The organism is Empedobacter sp. UBA3239 (genome assembly GCF_002362875.1).
Taxonomy (GTDB): Bacteria; Bacteroidota; Bacteroidia; order Flavobacteriales; family Weeksellaceae; genus Empedobacter; species Empedobacter falsenii_B.
This window is the reverse complement of sequence record NZ_DEVJ01000085.1, coordinates 39,610-61,442: the sequence shown is the minus strand read 5'-3', so window position 1 is coordinate 61,442 and position 21,833 is coordinate 39,610. Positions and strand designations below refer to the sequence as shown.

The window sequence follows — 21,833 nt, the reverse complement described above, 5'->3', positions numbered from 1 at the left end:
TAAAGTATAGCATTAACTAAGTTTAATGCTATACCTCTTATTATTTAATTACAATAAACTTCCATTTCTTCATAAAGTTCTACAGCAAAATCTATAACATCTCCTAAAGGACCACAATCTTCATATACAAATCCAACTCCACATCTTTCAACAGATACATCCCAGCATTCTACTGAAGTTACATCTTGTTTATCTTCAGTTTCTGTTTCATTTGCCATTGCAAAAGTTCCGATAAGTGCAAAAGCACTTGCTAATAACATTTTCTTCATTTTTTAAGTAATTTAGTTTTTTAATAATCAATCATAGTTTGCAACCTACAATTGCCTCATTAACGTTAATTACATCAATAATAATAATAAATGAATAAAACAAATCGTTTTGTAATTTAAGTAATTAAAAACGAATAAAATATGTTAAATTCTTACTCCAATTCAATAGGGTTATAAGGCATTCCACCAAAATTGGTTATAGGTTTCTTATTTTCGTCAAGTGCAACTCCTTTTAACCTTTCAGCTGCATTTTCATGATAATCTTTTTCAGCTTTATAGAATTCTGTTTTCTTAACTTTTATAGGTGTTTTTTCACCTTGAGCTAAATAGATTTGTTTAGGATTTTGGTTGCTAGCGTTTGCTGTAAAATGATAATGTTCTTTATCATCATAAATCTCTAAAATAAGACCAGGCAAACCATAAAATTTATACGGACCAGCATTCATTGGGATTTCGTCAGTGTACCAAGCCGTCCATTTTCTACCACCGTAGTTTACAGTCGCTTTTTTTGCAGTATAATTCAAGATTTGTTTGGTGTCATTCAGTAGTTTCCAATCTAATTTTGGTAACGTTTCTTTGTAAAGAAAATCATTCGGAGAGATTCTATCAACAAATGTAAGTTCATCATTTTCTTTCTTTAGAATAAGTTGATATTTAAAAGCAGATTTAAAACTTTGAGACATTATTTGATTAAATTCATTCGTCTTAATTGTAGGTAAATGACTAAAACTTTCAAGAATAGAATCCGTACCGATTTGATTGTAATCGACGAATTTATTGTAACGTTTACCAATTTGTAAAAGTGCTAAACCAGTTTTTGTTTTTTCAGGTTTTTTTACATTACGAACAATTTTGTAGTCATAAATAATGTTGTAATTGGACAACTCGTAATTCGTTTGCGAATATTTAATAGGCGCAAAGGATATATCAGTTTTTATTTGTGGCTGTGCATATACAATGCAACCAATAAAAATGATAAAATAGTATAGTAATTTCATTATAAGGTTGTTAATTATGATGAAATTACTATAAATATTTTTATTCTACAAATATAGTATTAATTTATTTTTAAATTATTTACCACGTCAACCAACTTTTTAGTTAAGTTTTTACGGTTGAATTGTTGAACTTCGTCTTCGTTTGTTTCAAATTTTTGAAGAGGATTTCTTAACCATTGGTTATAAATAGAAAGGATGAAAGATTTTATTTCAGTAACATCTTGATGGCTAAAATAATCGCCAGCTTTCGTTTTATGCAGTATTTTTTGAACATCAGCCTCAGCTGGTCCAATTGCTAAAATAGGATTTCCAGTCGCCATATATTCAAATAACTTTCCAGGAATAATTCCTTTAGATGCAACATTATCAAAGTTGGTCAAAATCAAAACATTTGCTGTATTAATAGCGTTCAATGACTCTTGATGTGAAACATAACCGTGAACAATTAAATTATTTTGTAAACTTTGTTCAAGAATTGATTGTTTGACATCATCGGCTAAAGAACCATAAAAATTAAGTTTAAAATCTTCTCGAAACGATTGATTTTCGTTGCTAATTTCAGCTAAAGCTTTCCACAAAGCGATTGGATTTCGAAGCATTTCCAAACCTCCAGAATACGTCAAATGAAAGTGATTTTGATCTTTTTCTGTTTGTTGTTTTACTTCTTCAAAACCATTGGTAATTACTTCGACATGTTTTGCTCCAATTTTCTTGAAGTTTTCAGCATCTGCATAGCTTGTTGCCAAAACAACATCAGCTTTTTGCATCACTTCACGTTCTAAATTTTCGTGTTTTTGTGCGGCCCAAGAAGTTAATTTCAATTCTTTGTGGTAACTAATTTGTGTCCAAGGATCACGAAAATCTGCTAACCATTTGAGATTTGGGAATTGTTTTTTCAGCTTCAAGCCAATTAAATGTAAGCTATGAGGTGGACCAGAAGTAACAATTGTATCAATATTCTCTTTTTCAAGATAATCTTTTAAGAATTCGACAGAAGGATTTACCCAAAACTTGCGTGCATCAGGAATAAAAAAGTTTCCTCTTACAAAAACAGAAAGTTTTGATAAGAAAGATTGACTTTCTTTCTTCTCGAAATGTCCACCTTTATATGCTTTGTTTTTTGGATTCAGTTTTTCTGCTAACTGATAAGGTTCCCAAATTTTATTTTTTACAATTTTAACATTCGGATTGATATCCTTGGCTAAGGTTTCGTCAATAATTGGATACGAAGGATTTTCAGGAATATAAACATACGTATCATATCCAAATTCAGGAAGATATTTTGTGAATTTCAACCATCTTTGAACACCAGGACCTCCCGCAGGAGGCCAGTAATAGGTGATGATTAATATTTTTTTCATTCTAAAATTAAGCCTTTTCAGCGGCTAAGTTTAAATTCTCTTTTATAGAACATTTTTTATATCCCAAATAAATACCTCCAGCCACAACGATTAAAAGTAAAATATTAGAAACAATCACAATTATATTTCCAGTAGAAATAACTTGTGGGTTAAATTCCATTACAATTGTGTGATTTCCTTTTTGTACGGGAACTGCACGCAAAACATAATTCGCTTTTTCGATCGGAACTTCTTTTCCATCAACCGTTACAATCCAACCGTGCGGATAATAAACTTCTGAGAAAACAGCAATTTGATCTGTGTTAGAAGAAGATTTGTACGTCATTTTCATCGGTGAATAATCAACCAATTCAATTTTCGCATTAGTATCTGCCGAAACATTCATGTTTTTATTCTCAACCAAATCTTTACGTAAAATTACCGTGTTATTAATTGGTGTAGAATTTATCGCTAAGATTTCGTCATTGGCATTTTCTGTCCATTTAATATTTGAAGCTAACCACGCACTTCCCAAAGCTGTAGGATTTTGCTGCACTTGCGGCTCAGTTGGACTTCCATGAATAATGTATTTCGTATTCATCATATTCAATACATTAATCAAACCTGTTTCATCTTTGATTCCGTATTTTTTCAATTGTGGATCTTGCGAAAAATAGATATCCACAACATCTTGGTATTTTCCTAATTTCGCTGCATGATAACCACCAATTGAAGGAACAAAATATGAAGTTCCAGCTTCGTTAAACGTACTCAAAACTGTGTTGTATACACGAAAATGCGATTTATCTTGTTTTGAAATATTTGATAATAAATTGTTCAACGGAACTTTGTAAGCAATTTGCGCTACATTATTATTGTTCTGAGCTTCGGTTTGTAAACGAGGCGACATTTCTGTTGGGAAAGGATTGTCAACAATATATTTAGACACAAAATTATCTTCGTTCAAATATCTTTTATTCACCGTAAATCCATCAATAAAAGCCAACGCACCAATCGCTAAAATAACGATAATTGGTTTTTTGATAAACTTGAATAAATAAGCCAACAACAAAGCCATTGTGAACAAAACAAAAATTAATGTGCGAACTGTATCCGCTTTAAACATAGAAATTCTATCTTGAATTAATGCTTCATCTAATCGTTTTATTAATCCGTCCCAAAATCCGATTGCATTTGGATTTGCTTGCTGAATTTGTCCGATTAATTGTTCAGTCATTAATTTTTCATTCTCTGATGTAAATGGAAAAATCATTCCACCGAATAAGAAGAATATAATTAAAATTCCAACTGTAGAACCACCAGCTATATAAAGTACTTTCTTTTTAAATTCATCTGATTCGTCAGAATTAAAGAAATAATATAAAGTCAAAATTGCTAAGAAAGGCATTGTAAATTCGGCAATTACCAAGATTGATGATACAGCGCGGAACTTATCATACATCGGGAAATAATCAATGAATAAGTTGGTAACGAATGGTAAATTTTTACCCCAAGCCAAAATGAAACTTAGAATCGTTGCTCCAACTAACCATTTTTTATAGGTCGCGTATTTTCCACGTACCATAAACATTCCGATAATAAACAAAAAAACGACTACAGCTCCCTGATAAGCTGGACCAGAAGTTCCTGGCTGATCTCCCCAATATGCACTTCTCGGTTGACTTGCCACAGCTTGAAAAACTTGCTGATTGAACTCGTCTTCACCAAGACTATATTGTGTATTTTGTAATTCGGATGTATAATTCTTTAAATCTTCTGGATTCGTTTGCGAACCACCACCCATCAAGTTTGGAATAAAAAGATTTAATGTTTCTAATTTTCCATAACTCCATTGTGTGATATAATCGTGATCTAATCCGTTTGAATTCTTTTTCAACAACGTCATTTCAGACTTTCCACGCGTTGTTTCTTTACTGTATTCGTAAGTTGACAATAGTCGATTTGCATTCAAACCTGCTGCAATAATTACAGCTACAACTACTAATGCAGATGATTTTAAGAAATCAGGTAATTCTTTTTTCTTTAAACTATCAATAAATTGAACAATTGCAAAAACCAACATCGCTAAAAACAAATAGAACGTCATTTGGATGTGATTGGCTTGTAATTGCAATCCCATAAACAAGGTTGTGAGTACAAAACCTGCAATATATTTTTTACGATACAATAAAAGAATTCCGGCAACCAAAGGCGCGAAATAACCAATTGTATGTAGCTTTCCGTTATGTCCGGCTGCAATTAACTCAAAATAATACGAGCCAAATGCAAAGAAAATTGCACCAACTAAAGCATATTGCCACTTTCTGAAAAGCGTTAATCCAAGTATAAAAAATCCTGTAAATAACAAGAAAATGTAATCTGCTGGACGCGGTAAAAATCTGAATGCGCCATCAATGGTTTTAATGATATCAAAACTATATTTCGCACCAGTTTGATAGGTTGGCATTCCACCAAACATCGCATCAGACCAATAGACATTTTCTCCTGTTTTGTCTTGATACGTCAACATTTCTTGCGCACTACCCTTGTAGTTGATAATATCAGGCTGAATAACAGATTTTCCCGATAAAACTGGTGAACAATACACCAATGCAATCACTGCAAAAAGCAGCAATGAGATAAGAACGTAGAGTAAATTCTTTTTATTTTTCATCCTTTTTTTCTTCGATTATTTCGTAATCCACCGTTTCGGCGTCTATATTATATTTCGGTTTGTCGAAAGATGTGTTTGGTTTCGATTCGTTGTACGAATCATTTGAGTTTTGGCTCTGATTATAAGCATTTCTTTGCTGATTAATTGCTTCTTGAAAAACCTTTTTCACTGCAAATACTTTTCTTAAAAATCTAAAAATCGTTAAGAAAATAATACTTAAAATTATAATCCAAATAATTGTTTTCATTTTAGTTAACTGTTGTGACAGTTGTAACCGACTCAGTCATCGTTTGTTTTTGACCTTGCGCTTCTACTGTACGTTTTAATGTTTCCTTTTTCGTTAAATTAACTTTGTTGATCCAACCAGATTTTGTATCCAACAAAATTTTTCCATCTACATTCGCACTACTATTCGCAGACATTGTAACACCTTGCTGCGACTCATTACCTTTCAAACTTTGCGTTCCATTTACAGTAATTGTCGTATTTGCAGGCTCAACACTTGCTAAAGTTCTCTTCATCGAAATATTTCCTTTCATTGGACCTTGATCAATTTTTTGACTATCGCTCCAAGATTCTTTAAGCGCTAAAGTTTTGTTAGGGAAAATATTCATCGTTTCTTCAAACTGAGAAGAAATCGCTTGTTTGTTTAATGAATTGTCGATAATCTGTGTAAAGAATTTGAACTCTTCTGCAGAAACTTGTTTTTTCACAGAATTAAGAATTGAAGTTTTGATTCCTTCTAATCCATCAACGCTTACAACTTTTCCTTTCTGATCAACTTTCATTGTATACGTTTTCCCTGTCATCGCTTTGTAAATCGACCAAGAAACCGCAATATCTTTGTTCGCTGGTTTTACAGCATTTGTATCATACGAAATTGATTTTCCCGAAGGATCCGTCATTTTCTCGCTATATTGTTTAGATTTCACTTCTAATGTATACACACCATCTTTGAAATCTTTTACCGTATAATCAATTTGTTTTTTACTTTCACTTGACATTTTTTGAGATTGTTTCCCATCCGAAGCCGTGTGAGTTGTTTTGATTCCCAACGTCATTGGATAAGTTTTTCCTATCTCCAAATTGTATTTGTATGCATATTTGTCATCTGCACCTTTTGTTATTGCTACAACTTCTGACTCAACAGGCGTTTCAGCGACTTTCAAAGAATCTGTTGTTTCCGTTTTGGCAACTGTATCACCTTTTTCGTTCACAATTAATTCTTTTCCGTCTTTATCTTTTCCTACGACTTTATCATCTTTTTTACATGAAACAACTGTCATTGCGACAGCCATCATGAATAGTAATTTTTTCATATCAATTTTATGTTTGATAATTGGTTTATTGCCAAAATCAATCCAAAAATAAGGATTTTAGTTGATTTTTTAACATTAAGATTTTAAAACAATCATATCTAGAAAATTAGATGATTGAAAAGAATTTATTGTCAATCTAGAAAATTATAAAGTATTACAAATTGTCATAATTAATAAATACAAAAAAAGCCTCCCAATTTGGGAGGCTTTTCATATTATAATCGAATAGATTATGCTTCTTCTGTACTTTCAGTTTCAGCAGCTGGAGCAGCTTCTTCTGTTTTCGTACTTTTTCTACTACGACGTGTAGTTGCTTTCTTTTCAACTTTCGTGTTAGTGTAGATATCATTGAAATCTACTAACTCGATCATTGCAGTATCAGCACCGTCACCTAAACGGAATCCAGTTTTGATGATACGTGTGTATCCTCCTGGGCGATTTGCAATTTTAGGAGCTACAGTTCTGAATAATTCAGTTACAGCTTCTTTATCTTGTAAGTATGAAAATACAACGCGACGGTTGTTAGTATCGTCTGTTTTAGACTTTGTCAATAAAGGCTCAACATATGTTTGTAATGCTTTAGCCTTTGCTACTGTTGTGTTAATTCTCTTGTGAGTAATCAACGCTATAGCTAAATTAGATAATAAAGCTCTTCTATGAGAGGCAGTTCTACCTAAATGGTTAAATTTTTTTCCGTGTCTCATTTTTTAATAAAATTATTCTACGTCTAACTTATATTTTACGATGTCCATTCCAAAGTTAAGACCTTTGCTGTCCACCAATTCTTCTAACTCTGTAAGAGATTTCTTACCAAAGTTTCTGAATTTCATTAAGTCAGACTTAGCGAAAGAAACTAATTCGCCTAATGTTTCAACTTCAGCTGCTTTTAAACAATTTAATGCTCTTACTGATAAATCCATATCTACCAATTTTGTTTTCAATAATTGGCGCATATGTAATGCTTCTTCATCATAAGTTTCACCAGATGCAACTTCTTCCGCTTCTAATGTAATTCTCTCATCTGAGAATAACATAAAGTGGTGAATTAAGATTTTAGCTGCTTCAGTTAAAGCATCTTGAGGTGTTATAGAACCATCTGTTGTAATTTCAAAAACTAATTTTTCGTAGTCAGTTTTTTGTTCTACACGATAGTTTTCAATTGCATATTTTACATTCTTAATTGGAGTGTAAATGGAGTCAATTGCTATAGTACCGATTGGCGCAGAAGCCTTTTTATTCTCATCAGCTGGTACGTATCCTCTACCTTTTTCGATTGTAAATGTAATTGTTACGTTTACTTTAGCGTCTAAGTTAGCGATAACTAATTCAGGGTTTAAAACTTGGAATCCAGAAATAAATTTCCCTAAATCACCTGCTGTTAATTGATCTTGCCCTGAGATAGTAGCAGTTACAGTTTCAGCATCTGATTCATCAATTTGTTTCTTAAAACGAACCTTTTTCAGATTTAAAATGATCTCTGTAACATCTTCCACTACTCCTGGAATAGTTGAAAATTCGTGCTCAACTCCTTCAATTTTGATTGAAGTGATCGCATATCCTTCTAATGAAGAAAGTAACACTCTACGTAGAGCATTTCCAACTGTAATCCCGTATCCTGGCTCTAATGGACGGAACTCGAATTGTCCGAATTTAGAGTCAGACTCTACTAAGATTACTTTGTCAGGTTTGATGAAATTTAAAATAGTCATTTTATTAGTCTGATTTTAAGGTTTATTTAGAATATAACTCGACGATTAATTGCTCTTTAATATCTTCTGGAATTTGAACTCTTTCTGGAGCTTTTGTGAAAGTTCCTGATTTTTGTTCGTCGTTCCAAATTAACCAATCGTACTCGCTACGTGCGTGTAAAGAGTTTGTGATTGCAGTTAAAGATTTAGATTTTTCTCTAACAGCGATTACATCACCAGCTTTTAATTGGTAAGAAGGGATGTTCACGATTTCTCCGTTTACAGTTACGTGTTTGTGAGATACTAATTGACGTGCAGCACTACGTGAGTTTGCGATACCTAAACGGTAAACTACGTTATCTAAACGAGATTCACATAATTGTAATAATACTTCACCTGTAATTCCTTTAGAAGCATTTGCTTTTTTGTATAAGTTAGCAAATTGACGCTCTAAAATACCGTAAGTATATTTTGCTTTTTGTTTTTCAGTTAACTGAATAGCGTATTCTGATTTTTTAGCTCTTCTTTTGTTAGGTCCGTGTTGCCCTGGAGGATATTTCTTTTTCTCAAAAGATTTATCGTCACCGAAAATTGGTTGTCCAAATTTTCTTGCAATTTTAGTTTTTGGTCCTGTATATCTTGCCATGATTTGTTACTATTAAATATATTAAATAATTAAATTGAGAAAAATGATTATACTCTTCTCTTTTTAGGTGGACGACATCCATTGTGTGGTAATGGAGTAACATCAACGATTTCAGAAACCTCGATACCACCGTTATGAATTGTTCTAATAGCAGATTCACGACCTTGACCTGGTCCTTTCACGAATACTTTTACTCTTCTTAATCCTGCTTCGTATGCAACTGTTGTTGCATCTTGAGCAGCTACTTGAGCAGCGTAAGGAGTGTTCTTTTTAGATCCACGGAATCCCATTTTACCTGCTGAAGACCAAGAGATAACTTCACCGTTTTTGTTTGTTAAAGTAACGATAACGTTGTTAAACGATGCTTGAATATGAGCTTGTCCAGTAGCTTCAATAACTACTTTTCTTTTCTTTACTACTTTCTGATTTTTTGCCATGATCCTATTTATTATTTAGTGGCTTTTTTCTTGTTAGCAACTGTTTTCTTTTTACCTTTTCTTGTACGTGAGTTATTTTTTGTTCTTTGACCACGTAATGGTAAACCTAATCTGTGACGAATACCTCTTTGACATCCGATATCCATTAAACGTTTAATGTTTAATTGGATTTCCGATCTTAATTCACCTTCTACTTTGAAAGTTTCATTAATCGATGCACGGATTGCATTGATTTCTTCATCAGTCCATTCGCTAACTTTTGTATCTTCTGAAATGTTATTTTCAGCTAAGATTTTAGAAGCACTACTTCTTCCGATCCCGTAAATGTATGTAAGTCCGATTACCCCTCTTTTGTTTTTAGGTAAATCTACACCTGAAATTCTTGCCATAATTCTAAATAATTAACCTTGTCTTTGTTTAAACTTAGGATTCTTTTTGTTGATCACATACAAACGTCCTTTACGACGCACAATTTTACAGTCAGCACTTCTCTTTTTAATGGATGCTCTAATTTTCATCTTTGTAAATTTATTTATAATCCGATAGAGTTAACGTATCTACATTAACTCTACCACCAGTCGTTATTATTTCTTTTAGTATCTGTAAGATATTCTTCCTTTCGTTAAATCGTAAGGAGACATCTCTATTTTAACTCTATCACCTGGTAATAATTTGATATAGTGCATACGCATTTTACCAGATATGTTACATGTTACAACATGTCCATTTTCTAATTCGACACGGAACATTGCATTTGATAATGCTTCTGTAATCGTACCGTCTTGTTCAATATGTTTTTGTTTAGCCATAAATCTTTTTAATAAAATCTTATTAGATATCTCTTGAAGTTCTACCTGAAGACATTAAACCATCGTAACGGTGATTTAATAAATATGTATTAATTTGTTGTACAGTATCTAAGATAACTCCCACCATAATTAACATTGATGTACCTCCAAAGAACATTGCTAAGCTCTGTTCTACACCTAATAATTTTACAATCGCTGGCAAAACAGCAAGCAAAGTTAGTAAAATTGCTCCAGGTAACGTAATTTTTGATAAAATTTCGTCTAAAAAATTTGCAGTTTCTTTTCCAGGACGGATTCCAGGGATGATTCCTCCGTTACGTTTAAGATCTTCTGCCATTTGGTTTACTGGGATTGTGATCGCAGTATAGAAATATGTGAAGATAATAATTAGTAATCCGAAGATCAAATTGTATTCCCACGTAAATGGATCTGCCATTTTCGCGAAGAATGCTTTTACTGGACTTCCTTCGTCTAAGAAATAGTTTGCCAATGTTCCTGGTAAAAACATAATTGCTTGTGCGAAGATAATAGGCATTACACCTGCTGCATTTACTTTAAGTGGAATATATGAACGTACAGAATCTGTAACTGATCTCATATATGAACTACTTGAAGTTTGCGCTCTTCTTACATATTGTACTGGTACTTTACGCACCGCTGCAACAATCATAATACACATTGCAATAACTAGGATTAACCCTAACATTTCTATCAAGAAGAAAATACCGTTTGAAGGGTCTACTTCAAATGCATTAAATATTGCTTTTGGTAAGTCGGCTAGGATACCAACCATAATTAAGATTGAAATACCGTTACCTATACCTTTGTCAGTAATTTTTTCTCCCATCCACATGGCAAAAATTGTCCCTGTAATCAAAATAATTGTTGAAGGGAACCAGAACCAAAATTTGGTTGGAGGAATTACATAGATAGCATATGATGAAGTTGGATCGTAAGGTAAAATTTGAGAAGTTACCAATGTAAGGTATGCTGGTGCTTGCACCAAACAAATCCCGATTGTTAACCATCTCGTAATTTGATTTACTTTGTTACGTCCGCTTTCTCCTTCTTTTTGTAGTTTTTGGATGTAAGGTACTGCTAATCCCATCAATTGTATAACAATCGAAGCAGAGATATAAGGCATAATTCCTAACGCAAATACGGAAGCTCTCTTAAAAGAACCTCCGGTAAAAGAGTTTAATAATCCTAAAATTCCTGAATTTGCATTTTCTTGGTCTGCAACAAAACGATTAACCTCGTTAATATCGACACCTGGAAGTGGAATATGAGAACCGAATCTATAAACCAACAATAGAAGGATAGTTACAAGTAACTTATCCTTCAATTCTTTTATGCTCCAGATATTTTTTATGGTCTGTATAAACCCTTTCATCTATAAAATATATTCTTAAGCGTTAACTAATTCTACTTTACCTCCTGCTTTCTCAATAGCCTCTTGAGCTGTTTGAGTGAATTTATCAGCAGTAACATTAACAGTAGCTTTTAACTCTCCACGACCTAAGATTTTAACTAAGTCATTTTTGTGAGCTAATCCTAACTGAACTAATGTTTCTTTATTTAAAGTATCTGTAATTTTGTTGTTATCAACTAATTGTTGAATTGTGTCTAAATTGATTCCTGTGTACTCAACTCTGTTGATGTTTTTGAAACCAAATTTAGGTAAACGTCTTTGTAAAGGCATTTGTCCACCTTCGAAACCGATTTTTCTTGAATAACCAGAACGAGATTTAGCACCTTTGTGTCCACGACCTGCTGTCAAACCGTTTCCACTACCTTCACCTCTACCTTTACGGAATTTATTTTGTACTGAACCAGCAGCTGGTTTTAAATTACTTAAATTCATTTTTAATAATTTTTAAAAGGTTAAAAGCGATTAAGCTCTTTCTACTACTACTAAGTGTGAGATTTTACGGATCATTCCTTCGATTTGAGGAGTAGATTCGTGCTCAACAACTTGATTCAACTTTTTTAAACCTAAAGCAACTAATGTAGCTTTTTGAGATTTATCACGGTTGATTGCACTACGTGTTTGTTTTACTCTTACTTTGCTCATTTTACTTTTTTTTAACCGTTGAATACTTTAGTTACAGAAATACCTCTTTGGCGTGCAATAGTTTCTACAGAACGTAAGCTTAATAAAGCACGGAAAGTAGCTTTTACTGCATTGTGAGGGTTAGAAGAACCTTTAGATTTTGATAATACATCATGTACACCAACTGACTCTAATACCGCACGTACTGTACCACCTGCAATTACCCCTGTACCTTTTGATGCTGGACGGATGAATACTTGCGCACCACCGAAACGAGCTTCTTGTTCGTGAGGAATTGTGTTGTTAAATAATGGAACACGTACTAAGTTTTTCTTAGCATCTTCGATTGCTTTAGCGATTGCAGAAGCTACATCTTTAGATTTCCCTAAACCGTAACCTACAACACCATTACCATCTCCTACTACAACAATAGCAGAGAATCCGAATGCTCTACCTCCTTTTGTTACTTTAGTAACACGTTGTACTCCAACTAAACGATCTTTTAAATCTAATCCTGTTGGTTTTACTCTTTCTACGTTTTTAAATCCTAACATAATTTCTTTCTCTTTTTTAGAATTTTAATCCACCTTCTCTAGCTCCTTCAGCTAAAGCTTTGATTCTACCATGATACACGAAACCGTTACGGTCAAAAACTACAGTTTCAATTCCTTTTGCGATAGCTTTTGCAGCTAAAGCTTTACCAACAGATGTAGATACTTCAGTTTTTGTACCTTCAGCAACACCTTTTTCACGAGATGATGCAGAAGCTAAAGTTACTCCATTGTTATCGTCAATAATTTGAGCGTAAATTTCTTTGTTAGAACGGTAAACTGATAAACGAGGTTTAGTTTCTGTTCCAAAAATATTTCGACGCACGCGTCTTTTTATTTTTTGTCTTTTTTCTACTTTAGATAATGCCATTTTTCAATGATTTTTATGCAGATTTACCTGCTTTTCTTCTAATAATTTCTCCTACGAATTTAATTCCTTTTCCTTTGTAAGGCTCTGGCTTACGGTAAGAACGAATTTTCGCTACGATCATTCCTAATAATTGATTATCATGAGATGATAATGTAATAATTGGGTTTTTACCTTTTTCTGTTAAAGTTTCAACTTTAATTTCTGTAGGTAATTCAATAACGATATTGTGAGAGAAACCTAATGACAAATCTAATTTTTGTCCGTTGTTAGATGCTCTATAACCAACACCAACTAATTCTAATTGTTTTTTGAAACCTTCTGTTACACCAGTAATCATGTTATTGATTAATGAACGGTATAAACCATGTAAAGCTTTGTTATCTTTAGAATCGTTTGGACGAACTACAGTTAAAACTCCGTCTTCGATCGTTACATCAAATCCTTCTTTTAACTCTCTTGTCATTGTAATGTTGCTACCTTTTACAGTAACTACGTTATCTTTAAATTCAACAGTTGCTGCAGCAGGGATGTTGATATGTGCGTGTCCTATTCTTGACATAATTTCTTAATTTTTTAAAAGATTAATAAACAAAACATAAAACTTCACCACCTACATTCTCTTGACGAGCTTGTTTGTCTGTCATCACACCTTTAGAAGTTGAGATGATAGCAACACCTAAACCGTTTAATACACGAGGTAATTCTTTAGATCCTGCGTATTGACGTAAACCTGGAGTTGAAGCTCTTTTGATTTTACGGATAGCTGGCTCTTTAGTAACTTTGTCGTACTTTAAAGCGATTTTGATTGTTCCTTGAGGTTGATCTTGTCCTTCGAATTTGTAGTTCAAGATGTAACCTTGTTCAAATAAGATCTTAGTGATCTCTTTTTTAATTTTAGATGCAGGGATTTCCACTACTTTGTGTCCTGCCATCATTGCATTTCTAACGCGAGTTAGAAAATCTGAAATTGGATCTGTATACATAAATAATTCTATAGTATAGCGCGTAAGCACTACTTTTAAAATTAAACTTTTACCAAAATGCACTATGCATTTGGGTTGCAAATATATTGCATATTTTTTAATTACAAACTATTAATCTAAATAATTTATTTTTAATCGTTTTATAACTAGGAATTAAGATAAAACATGAAACTCAATCTTTATATTTATTTATCATTTTAATCGATCTCAACAATTAATTCTTGATGTAATCTTCTATTTTTATTCTTAAAAAATAGCTGAAAGTCAAAACAATTTATATAAATTTGATTTGGCTTTAGGGGTATTCTGAAAAGAATTGAGAGAGTCCCTTTGAACCTGATACGGTTAACACCGACGTAGGGAAAAGCAATATATATGCAATTATTTAATATTTGCAACGCTTTATTTTCAAAGAAAATCCTCTTTAGCCATTAATTGTTTCATCTAAAAAATTATCAATTAATGGAAAATCTAATTATTCAAAATTTACATGCTGTCCGGACAAAAAATCCGCTTGTTCACAACATCACCAATTTTGTGGTAATGAACAATACTGCAAATGCTCTTTTGGCAATTGGAGCATCGCCTGTTATGATACATGCACACAAAGAAGTGGAAAATATCGTCAAAATCTCAAATGCATTAGTCATCAATATCGGAACTCTTGATGATTATTGGGCAGAAAGCATGCTAATTGCAGCAAAAAAAGCAGATCAACTGAATAAACCTTGGGTATTAGACCCTGTTGGAGCTGGAATTTCAACTTTCAGAAATGAACTTATAAAAGAACTGCTTCGCTATCATCCTACTGTCATAAGAGGAAATGCTTCAGAAATTTTAGCTTTAGATACCTTCGAAGCTGTTCAGGGAAAAGGAGTCGACAGTACACATCAAAGTAATCAAGCGATAAAAGCAGCACACAATTTAAACCAGAAAATTGGATCTGTTGTTTGCATTTCAGGTGCTTCAGATTTTATTGTATCCAACAATCCGATAATTGAAATTAAAAATGGTCATGAATTGATGACTAAAGTTACTGGTTTAGGTTGTTCAGCAACAGCTAGCATCGGTGCTTTTATTGGCCTTAATAAAAATCCTTTCCTCGAAACGCTTAGCGGCATGGCCATATTTAGTTTAGCAGGTGAATTGGCACAGAAAAAAAGTAATGGCCCAGGAACCTTACAAATGAATTTGTATGACACGTTATACCATATATCTGCAGAAGAAATTCAAGCAAATTTGAAAATCTCAGTTCATGAAGATTAATCCTACTTTTCCTTATCCTTTGTATTTAGTCATTTCTGAAAAAGATTGTACGCATCTTCACTGGTTAGATGTTGCAGAGCAAGCAATTATAGGTGGGGTTGATATCATTCAGCTTCGGGAAAAAAATTGCACTGTCAGCGAGTATATTTCAAAAGCTACAATATTAAAAAAAATTACGGATCACTACAATATCCCTTTGATTATTAACGATTCATTAGAAGTCGCAACCGCTGTTAACGCTTGAGGAATACATGTCGGGCAGTCGGATATATTACCTTCTGAAATTCACAAAAATGCACAAGCTCTAAAAAATATTGGTTGGTCTTTAGAAATTATCAAACAGTTGAATGATGATGAAATGAAATATGTACATCATTTAGGGGTAAGTCCAATATTTTCGACTCCAACAAAAACCAATACGATTACTGAGTGGGGTTTTGAAGGATTAAAATTTTTGAAAACTAAAACATCAAAACCATTGATTGCAATTGGCGGAATTAATGAAAGTAATATTGCTAAAATCATACAAGCCGGTGCAGATAGTGTTGCAATTGTTTCTGCAATTTGCGGAAGCAAAAATCCAAAAAAATCTGCCCAAATTTTAAAACAAATTATTAACGAAAATGAATACCATCCAAAAAGCATATAGTGTCTTAACAATTGCCGGATTTGACGGAAGCGGTGGCGCTGGCATACAAGCTGATACCAAAACAATTTCCGCTCATGGCTGTTATGCAACAAATGTATTGACAGCCTTGCCTGTTCAAAATACACAAGGCGTACAAAATATTTACGAAATTCCTGCACAAGCAATTCGTGAACAAATTCAATCCATATTAGAGGATATTTATCCTGATGCAATAAAAATTGGAATGGTTCATAGTGTTGAATTGGTTCATATCATTTCAGAGGAATTAAAAAATTACAATAGACCGATTGTTTATGACCCTGTCATGGTTGCGACAAGTGGACATCGGTTAATCAAAGAAGAAACACTTGAAGCTTGCATAGAAAAGCTTTTTCCTTTGGCCACGCTTATCACGCCAAATCTTGATGAAGCAAGTATTTTGGTAAATCATAAAATTGATTCTGCTGAATTGATGCTTTCTTATGGAGAAACGATTTTAAATTTAGGTTGTCAGAATCTTTTATTAAAAGGCGGACATCTTCAGCAAGAAAAAATTATCAGTTATTTATTTCAAAAAGAACAACCTGTACAAAGTTATACCTCTCAAAAAATAGAGACAAAAAATACGCATGGTTCAGGCTGCACACTATCTTCTGCAATTGCGTGTAATTTAGCTTTGGGGGTTTCACTCACACAAAGTGTACAACTAGCACAAGAATATGTTGAACAAGCAATATTAGGAAGTAAAGACCTAACAATTGGAAAAGGAAATGGACCTCTTAATCATTTATTTAATCCACAAAAATTAAAAACCTATGACATTCACAACTAAAGCTTGGGAAACCATCGCGCCTATTTACAATGATATTCTAAATATGCCTTTTATAATTGAATTGCAAAATGGGTCATTACCAATAGAGAAATTTCAGTTTTACATGTTACAAGATGCAAAATATTTGGAACATTTTGGGCGAGTATTAGCTGCCATTGGATCAAAATCTGAAGACAATCAACAAGCCATTGACTTTTTCGAATTCGGAAAAAATGCATTAATTGTTGAACGTGCTTTACACGAATCCTATTTTGAGGATTTTGGATTATCGCAAAACATCATCATCGAAACACAACCTGTTTGTCACCATTATTCACATTTCTTAAAAAGTACAGCTGCATTCGAACCTATTGAAATTGCATTAGCTGCTGTTTTGCCTTGCTTTTGGATTTATAAAGAAGTTGGTGATGAAATCATCAAAAATCAAACAAAAGAAAATAATCCATATCAAAAATGGATTGAGACCTATAGTGGAGATGAATTTGGTGAAGGTGTAAAAAAAGCGAAAAGTTATGTTGATAAGATTGCAGAAGGAGCAACTGAAAAAATAAAAGAACAAATGCTAGAAGCTTTTGTCAAAGCAAGCGAATTAGAATTTCAGTTTTGGAATGCATCTTATGAAAATATCACATGGGAAAGAAAATAAATGCCATCTTTTTTGATTTTGATGGGGTAATCGTAAATAGTCAACAATTATGGGAGCTGATGTTTGATGAAGTCATTAAAATATATCGGTTGGATACGATATGTTTGGTAGAAAATGACGGAATGAATTTCACAACAAATGAAGCAATCCAATTGATGTTAGAAAATCAGCAACGCTTTACAAATCATTTGTACGAGGAAATAATCGATTGGACAGAAAAATTTTATGTCGAAAACTTTCATCAGTTTGTACAATTAAATGACCACGTTGCTGAGATGTTGGAACATTTAAAAGCCAATCAAATTCAAATTGTTCTTGTTTCCAATTCCTCTAGAAGACAAATTAAGTATGCTTTTCAACAATTAAAACTTCATTCCTATTTTGATCACACTATTTCAGCAGATGATGTTTCAAAAGGCAAACCAAATGCAGAACCTTATTTAAAAGCTTTATCATTATGCGAAAAGCAAAAGGAAGAAGTTTTAGTTATCGAAGATTCACTCACCGGAATTAATTCAGCAAAAGATGCTGGTTTAAATTATAAAATTTACAACAATTCAGATTTTTGTCTTCAGCCAAATTACATAGCTGATTTTAGGGAATTGATCAAAGAAATATAAACCTTACAAAAACAAAAAAATCCTTACTCAATAAAGAGTAAGGATTTAATATTTCTAAAGCTATTGGTAAATTACCAAGACGCTTTTTTAACACCTGGGATTAACCCTTCGTTCGCCATTTCGCGGAAAGTTACACGAGAGATCCCGAAAGTTCTCATGTATCCTCTTGGACGACCTGTTAATTTACAACGGTTGTGTAAACGTACAGGAGAAGCGTTTTTAGGTAATTTTTGTAATGCTTCGTAGTCACCAGCTTCTAATAAAGCTTGACGTTTCGCAGCATATTTAGCAACTAATGCTTCTCTTTTGCGCTCACGCGCTTTCATTGATTCTTTAGCCATGACTTCTTATTTTTCTTTAGTAAATGGTAATCCGAATTTAGATAATAAAGCTTTTGCTTCTTTATCTGTGTTCGCTGAAGTTACAAAGGTAATATCTAAACCTTGAATTTTCTTGATTTTATCAATATTAATTTCTGGGAAGATAATTTGCTCTTTGATACCTAAGTTATAGTTACCTCTACCGTCGAAACCTGTAGAAGAAATACCGCTAAAGTCACGTACACGTGGTAAAGCTGCAGATACTAAACGATCTAAGAATTCGTACATTTTCTCACCACGTAAAGTTACTTTAGCACCAATTGGCATTCCTTTACGTAATTTGAAAGCTGCTTCATCTTTCTTAGAAATTGTTCCTACTGCTTTTTGACCAGTGATTAATTCTAACTCTTCGATAGCGTAATCAACGATTTTTTTGTCAGCTGTAGCCGCACCTAAACCTTGAGATAAAACAATTTTCTCTAATTTAGGAACTTGCATAATAGATTTGTATCCGAACTCTTCTTTAAGAGCAGCTACAATCTCTTCTTTATATTTAACCTGCGGACGAGGTGTGTATGTTGTTGTACTCATCTTAGATAGCTTTTCCTGATTTTTTAGCAATTCTTACTTTTTTCCCTCCTTCTTCTTTGATCGCTACTTTCGTTGCTTTCCCAGTTTCTGGATCTACTAAAGCCAATTTACATAAATAGATTTGAGCTTCTTTTTCAACAACTCCACCTTGTGGATTTTGTGCGCTTGGCTTTACACGTTTTTTTGCAATATTAACCCCTTCAACGATAGCTTTAGCTTTGTCAGGGAATACGCGTAACACAGTACCAGTTTGACCTTTGTTAGATCCTGATAAAACGACTACTTTGTCTCCTTTTTTAATTTTTAACTTTGCCATGTTGTTCTATTATAATACCTCTGGGGCTAATGATACAATTTTCATATATTCTTTATCACGTAACTCACGAGCAACTGGACCGAATACACGAGTACCACGCATTTCTCCTTGAGTGTTCAATAATACACATGCATTATCGTCGAAACGGATATATGAACCGTCTTTTCTACGAACTTCTTTTTTAGTTCTAACTACAACAGCTTTTGATACAGCACCTTTTTTAACGTTTCCTGAAGGTGTAGCTTCTTTGATCGCAACTACGATTTTGTCACCTACTGATGCGTATCTTCTTTTAGTACCACCTAAAACGCGGATTACTAATGCTTCACGAGCTCCTGTGTTATCTGCAACTTTTAATCTAGATTCTTGTTGTAACATAACTTATCTTATTTAGCTCTTTCAATGATTTCTACTAATCTCCATCTTTTGTTTTTAGACAAAGGACGAGTCTCCATGATACGCACTGTGTCACCTTCGTTACACTCGTTATTTTCGTCGTGCGCTGTATATTTCTTCGTTTTTAAAACGAATTTCCCATAGAATGGGTGCTTTTGCTTCTTAGTTTCAGCTACAACAATGGTTTTTTCCATTTTGTTTGATGTAACTAAACCTACTCTTTCTTTTCTTAATTTTCTTTCCATCAGTTACAGATTACTGTTATGATTGTTTTTCGTTTAACACGGTATTCAAACGAGCAATTGTTCTGCGTAAGTCTCTAATACCGATTGGATTTGCTACAGGAGAAACAGCGTTTGTCAATTTTAATTGATCGTAGTTCGCTTGTTCTTCAGCTATTTTAGCTTGTAACTCCTCAACACTTAGATTTCTAATATCTGCTGCTTTCATTTTTTCTTAATTTTTGAAATTATTAATTTTGGAAATCACGTGCAACGATAAACTTAGTCTTAACAGGTAACTTCTGAGCTGCTAAACGCAATGCTTCAGTTGCAACCTCTACTGGCACACCTCCTACTTCGAATAAGATACGACCTGGTTGTACAGGAGCTACCCAATATTCTGGTGCACCTTTACCTTTACCCATACGTACCTCTGCTGGTTTCTTAGTAATTGGTTTATCTGGAAATATTTTAATCCATAATTGACCCTCTCTCTTCATGAAACGAGTTGCAGCAATACGAGCTGCCTCGATTTGACGTGCTGTAATAAACGCTTCGTCTAAAGATTTGATCCCGAAAGTCCCGTAAGCTAATTGAGTTCCTCTGTGAGAAACACCTTTCATCTTACCTTTTTGGGTTTTTCTAAACTTTACTCTTCTCGGTGATAACATATCTACTTAATTCTTTATGTTAGTTGTTAAACTAAATTATCGCTTTCTATTATTAGATCTTTCACCTCCCTTTCTGTTGTTGTCAGACTTTTTTTGTTTTTTCTGTAATCCAACTAAAGGAGATAATTCTCTCTTACCATATACCTCACCTTTCATGATCCATACTTTGATCCCTAAACGACCATAAGTTGTATGAGCTTCTGAAATGTGGTAATCAATGTCTGCACGGAATGTAGACAAAGGAATACGTCCATCTTTATAAGTTTCAGAACGTGCCATCTCTGCACCGTTTAAACGACCAGAGATTTGAACTTTGATTCCTTCTGCGTTCATTCTCATTGCTGATTGAATTGCCATTTTAATAGCACGACGGTAAGAAATACGATTCTCAATTTGACGAGCGATACTATCCCCTACTAAGATTGCATCTAATTCTGGTCTCTTAATTTCGAAGATGTTAATTTGAACCTCTTTACCAGTGATTTTCTTTAACTCTTCTTTTAATTTGTCAACTTCTTGTCCACCTTTACCAATAATGATACCTGGACGAGCAGTAGTTACAGTTACTGTAACTAATTTTAAAGTACGATCGATGTAAATACGAGAAACTCCGGCTTTAGACAAACGTGCTCTTAAATAAGTACGAATTTTTGCATCTTCTGCAATTTTATCACCGTAATCATTTCCACCGTACCAGTTAGAATCCCATCCTCTGATGATTCCTAAACGATTTCCGATTGGATTAGTTTTTTGTCCCATATTCTTAATCTTGTACTTTTTGTTTATCTTCTTTAGTTCCTAAAACCAAAGTTACATGGTTTGAACGTTTTCTGATTCTATGTGCTCTACCTTGAGGTGCAGTACGAATTCTTTTTAATTGACGTGCACTATCAACAGAGATTTCTTTAACATATAATCCAGCTTCTTCAACATCAGCTCCTTCATTTTTGATTTGCCAGTTAGCGATAGCGCTTAATAACAATTTCTCTAAACGGATTGAAGCGTGGTTTTTAGTATATTTTAAAATACCTAAAGCTTTTTGAATTTCAACTCCACGGATAATATCTACTACTAATCTCATCTTACGAGGAGAAGTAGGAACATTATTTAATTTCGCAAAAGCTACCTGCTTGTTAGCTTCTTTGATTCTTTCGTTACTTAATCTTTTTCTAGATCCCATGGCCCTTTA

The 21,833-nt window shown here is 33.4% G+C and carries 33 protein-coding genes, 1 pseudogene and 1 riboswitch; of the genes and pseudogenes, 5 read left to right on the top strand and 29 right to left on the bottom strand.

What is annotated here, in order from left to right; translation table 11 throughout:
- Positions 1-44: 44 nt before the first annotated feature.
- The 20 genes from B4G36_RS13160 to rpsH form a co-directional block, all read right to left on the bottom strand.
- A complete protein-coding gene (locus tag B4G36_RS13160) occupies positions 45-269 on the bottom strand; it encodes a hypothetical protein (RefSeq protein WP_125349688.1) in 225 nt (74 codons plus the stop codon).
- A 152-nt stretch (positions 270-421) separates the two neighbouring features.
- Positions 422-1,267, bottom strand: a complete 846-nt coding sequence (locus tag B4G36_RS13155) for a GLPGLI family protein (protein WP_219034153.1) — start codon at positions 1,265-1,267, stop codon at positions 422-424.
- A 59-nt stretch (positions 1,268-1,326) separates the two neighbouring features.
- The gene (locus B4G36_RS13150; protein ID WP_291064285.1) at positions 1,327-2,628 is read right to left on the bottom strand and encodes a glycosyltransferase family 4 protein; all 1,302 of its coding nucleotides are present in this window, start codon (positions 2,626-2,628) and stop codon (positions 1,327-1,329) included.
- 7 nt (positions 2,629-2,635) lie between these two features.
- The gene (locus B4G36_RS13145) at positions 2,636-5,281 is read right to left on the bottom strand and encodes a YfhO family protein (RefSeq protein WP_291064284.1); all 2,646 of its coding nucleotides are present in this window, start codon (positions 5,279-5,281) and stop codon (positions 2,636-2,638) included.
- Positions 5,271-5,528 (bottom strand): hypothetical protein, encoded by a 258-nt coding sequence (locus B4G36_RS13140; RefSeq protein WP_125349691.1) that lies wholly within the window; start codon positions 5,526-5,528, stop codon positions 5,271-5,273. Before B4G36_RS13140 ends, B4G36_RS13145 begins: the two co-directional genes overlap by 11 nt.
- 1 nt (position 5,529) lies before the next feature.
- A complete protein-coding gene (locus tag B4G36_RS13135) occupies positions 5,530-6,600 on the bottom strand; it encodes a DUF6263 family protein (RefSeq protein ID WP_291064283.1) in 1,071 nt (356 codons plus the stop codon).
- A gap of 230 nt (positions 6,601-6,830) precedes the next feature.
- On the bottom strand, positions 6,831-7,304 hold the full coding sequence (gene rplQ, locus B4G36_RS13130) for a 50S ribosomal protein L17 (RefSeq protein ID WP_171623156.1): 474 nt from the start codon (positions 7,302-7,304) through the stop codon (positions 6,831-6,833).
- 12 nt (positions 7,305-7,316) lie between these two features.
- Positions 7,317-8,309: a DNA-directed RNA polymerase subunit alpha gene (locus B4G36_RS13125; protein ID WP_038335552.1), complete on the bottom strand. Its 993-nt coding sequence runs from the start codon at positions 8,307-8,309 to the stop codon at positions 7,317-7,319.
- 22 nt (positions 8,310-8,331) lie between these two features.
- The gene (gene rpsD / locus B4G36_RS13120; protein WP_114999018.1) at positions 8,332-8,934 is read right to left on the bottom strand and encodes a 30S ribosomal protein S4; all 603 of its coding nucleotides are present in this window, start codon (positions 8,932-8,934) and stop codon (positions 8,332-8,334) included.
- A gap of 47 nt (positions 8,935-8,981) precedes the next feature.
- On the bottom strand, positions 8,982-9,371 hold the full coding sequence (rpsK, locus tag B4G36_RS13115; protein WP_019974178.1) for a 30S ribosomal protein S11: 390 nt from the start codon (positions 9,369-9,371) through the stop codon (positions 8,982-8,984).
- An 11-nt stretch (positions 9,372-9,382) separates the two neighbouring features.
- Positions 9,383-9,760 carry a 30S ribosomal protein S13 gene (gene rpsM / locus B4G36_RS13110; RefSeq protein WP_038335547.1) on the bottom strand — a complete coding sequence of 126 codons (378 nt, stop codon included), beginning with the start codon at positions 9,758-9,760 and terminating at the stop codon, positions 9,383-9,385.
- A gap of 12 nt (positions 9,761-9,772) precedes the next feature.
- Positions 9,773-9,889, bottom strand: coding sequence for a type B 50S ribosomal protein L36 (gene ykgO, locus B4G36_RS13105; RefSeq protein WP_013598490.1), 117 nt, complete (start codon positions 9,887-9,889; stop codon positions 9,773-9,775).
- Positions 9,890-9,964: 75 nt separating this feature from the next.
- On the bottom strand, positions 9,965-10,180 hold the full coding sequence (gene infA / locus B4G36_RS13100) for a translation initiation factor IF-1 (RefSeq protein WP_019974180.1): 216 nt from the start codon (positions 10,178-10,180) through the stop codon (positions 9,965-9,967).
- 22 nt (positions 10,181-10,202) lie between these two features.
- The gene (gene secY / locus B4G36_RS13095) at positions 10,203-11,573 is read right to left on the bottom strand and encodes a preprotein translocase subunit SecY (protein ID WP_291064282.1); all 1,371 of its coding nucleotides are present in this window, start codon (positions 11,571-11,573) and stop codon (positions 10,203-10,205) included.
- A 15-nt stretch (positions 11,574-11,588) separates the two neighbouring features.
- Entirely contained in the window at positions 11,589-12,044 is a 456-nt protein-coding gene (gene rplO, locus B4G36_RS13090; protein WP_038335541.1) for a 50S ribosomal protein L15, read from the bottom strand.
- Between the two features lie 30 nt (positions 12,045-12,074).
- Positions 12,075-12,254, bottom strand: a complete 180-nt coding sequence (rpmD, locus tag B4G36_RS13085; RefSeq protein ID WP_038335538.1) for a 50S ribosomal protein L30 — start codon at positions 12,252-12,254, stop codon at positions 12,075-12,077.
- Between the two features lie 11 nt (positions 12,255-12,265).
- Complete coding sequence (gene rpsE, locus B4G36_RS13080; protein WP_038335536.1) at positions 12,266-12,787, bottom strand: 30S ribosomal protein S5; 522 nt, start codon at positions 12,785-12,787, stop codon at positions 12,266-12,268.
- A 16-nt stretch (positions 12,788-12,803) separates the two neighbouring features.
- On the bottom strand, positions 12,804-13,154 hold the full coding sequence (gene rplR / locus B4G36_RS13075; protein WP_038335534.1) for a 50S ribosomal protein L18: 351 nt from the start codon (positions 13,152-13,154) through the stop codon (positions 12,804-12,806).
- A gap of 13 nt (positions 13,155-13,167) precedes the next feature.
- Entirely contained in the window at positions 13,168-13,713 is a 546-nt protein-coding gene (gene rplF / locus B4G36_RS13070; protein ID WP_038335531.1) for a 50S ribosomal protein L6, read from the bottom strand.
- Between the two features lie 22 nt (positions 13,714-13,735).
- A complete protein-coding gene (rpsH, locus tag B4G36_RS13065; protein WP_019974187.1) occupies positions 13,736-14,137 on the bottom strand; it encodes a 30S ribosomal protein S8 in 402 nt (133 codons plus the stop codon).
- A gap of 287 nt (positions 14,138-14,424) precedes the next feature.
- A riboswitch (TPP riboswitch) is annotated at positions 14,425-14,517 on the top strand.
- Positions 14,518-14,599: 82 nt separating this feature from the next.
- On the opposite strand from rpsH, the gene thiM reads away from it, so the two are divergent.
- From thiM to B4G36_RS13040, 5 genes and pseudogenes are all read left to right on the top strand, one after another.
- Positions 14,600-15,403, top strand: coding sequence for a hydroxyethylthiazole kinase (gene thiM, locus B4G36_RS13060; protein ID WP_291064281.1), 804 nt, complete (start codon positions 14,600-14,602; stop codon positions 15,401-15,403).
- Positions 15,393-16,052: pseudogene (gene thiE, locus B4G36_RS13055) on the top strand (thiamine phosphate synthase). Before thiM ends, thiE begins: the two are co-directional and overlap by 11 nt.
- Positions 16,027-16,863, top strand: coding sequence for a bifunctional hydroxymethylpyrimidine kinase/phosphomethylpyrimidine kinase (gene thiD / locus B4G36_RS13050; protein WP_038335524.1), 837 nt, complete (start codon positions 16,027-16,029; stop codon positions 16,861-16,863). The pseudogene thiE and the gene thiD overlap by 26 nt, the downstream one beginning before the upstream one ends.
- The gene (tenA, locus tag B4G36_RS13045; protein ID WP_038335522.1) at positions 16,847-17,509 is read left to right on the top strand and encodes a thiaminase II; all 663 of its coding nucleotides are present in this window, start codon (positions 16,847-16,849) and stop codon (positions 17,507-17,509) included. The genes thiD and tenA overlap by 17 nt, the downstream gene beginning before the upstream one ends.
- On the top strand, positions 17,494-18,129 hold the full coding sequence (locus B4G36_RS13040; protein ID WP_125349695.1) for an HAD family hydrolase: 636 nt from the start codon (positions 17,494-17,496) through the stop codon (positions 18,127-18,129). The genes tenA and B4G36_RS13040 overlap by 16 nt, the downstream gene beginning before the upstream one ends.
- Before the next feature lie 71 nt (positions 18,130-18,200).
- On the opposite strand, the gene rpsN is transcribed toward B4G36_RS13040, so the two are convergent.
- Genes rpsN through rplV form a run of 9 tightly spaced genes read right to left on the bottom strand, consistent with a single transcriptional unit; the run spans position 18,201 to position 21,824 of the window.
- On the bottom strand, positions 18,201-18,470 hold the full coding sequence (gene rpsN / locus B4G36_RS13035; RefSeq protein WP_019974193.1) for a 30S ribosomal protein S14: 270 nt from the start codon (positions 18,468-18,470) through the stop codon (positions 18,201-18,203).
- 6 nt (positions 18,471-18,476) lie between these two features.
- Positions 18,477-19,040: a 50S ribosomal protein L5 gene (rplE, locus tag B4G36_RS13030; RefSeq protein ID WP_038335516.1), complete on the bottom strand. Its 564-nt coding sequence runs from the start codon at positions 19,038-19,040 to the stop codon at positions 18,477-18,479.
- 1 nt (position 19,041) lies between these two features.
- Positions 19,042-19,356: a 50S ribosomal protein L24 gene (gene rplX, locus B4G36_RS13025; RefSeq protein WP_038335509.1), complete on the bottom strand. Its 315-nt coding sequence runs from the start codon at positions 19,354-19,356 to the stop codon at positions 19,042-19,044.
- Between the two features lie 9 nt (positions 19,357-19,365).
- Complete coding sequence (gene rplN, locus B4G36_RS13020) at positions 19,366-19,734, bottom strand: 50S ribosomal protein L14 (protein ID WP_019974196.1); 369 nt, start codon at positions 19,732-19,734, stop codon at positions 19,366-19,368.
- An 8-nt stretch (positions 19,735-19,742) separates the two neighbouring features.
- The gene (gene rpsQ, locus B4G36_RS13015) at positions 19,743-19,997 is read right to left on the bottom strand and encodes a 30S ribosomal protein S17 (RefSeq protein WP_019974197.1); all 255 of its coding nucleotides are present in this window, start codon (positions 19,995-19,997) and stop codon (positions 19,743-19,745) included.
- A gap of 16 nt (positions 19,998-20,013) precedes the next feature.
- On the bottom strand, positions 20,014-20,202 hold the full coding sequence (gene rpmC / locus B4G36_RS13010; RefSeq protein WP_038335494.1) for a 50S ribosomal protein L29: 189 nt from the start codon (positions 20,200-20,202) through the stop codon (positions 20,014-20,016).
- Between the two features lie 22 nt (positions 20,203-20,224).
- Complete coding sequence (gene rplP / locus B4G36_RS13005; RefSeq protein WP_038335490.1) at positions 20,225-20,644, bottom strand: 50S ribosomal protein L16; 420 nt, start codon at positions 20,642-20,644, stop codon at positions 20,225-20,227.
- Positions 20,645-20,680: 36 nt separating this feature from the next.
- On the bottom strand, positions 20,681-21,403 hold the full coding sequence (rpsC, locus tag B4G36_RS13000; protein WP_019974200.1) for a 30S ribosomal protein S3: 723 nt from the start codon (positions 21,401-21,403) through the stop codon (positions 20,681-20,683).
- Between the two features lie 4 nt (positions 21,404-21,407).
- Positions 21,408-21,824 (bottom strand): 50S ribosomal protein L22, encoded by a 417-nt coding sequence (rplV, locus tag B4G36_RS12995; RefSeq protein WP_019974201.1) that lies wholly within the window; start codon positions 21,822-21,824, stop codon positions 21,408-21,410.
- Positions 21,825-21,833 lie beyond the last annotated feature (9 nt).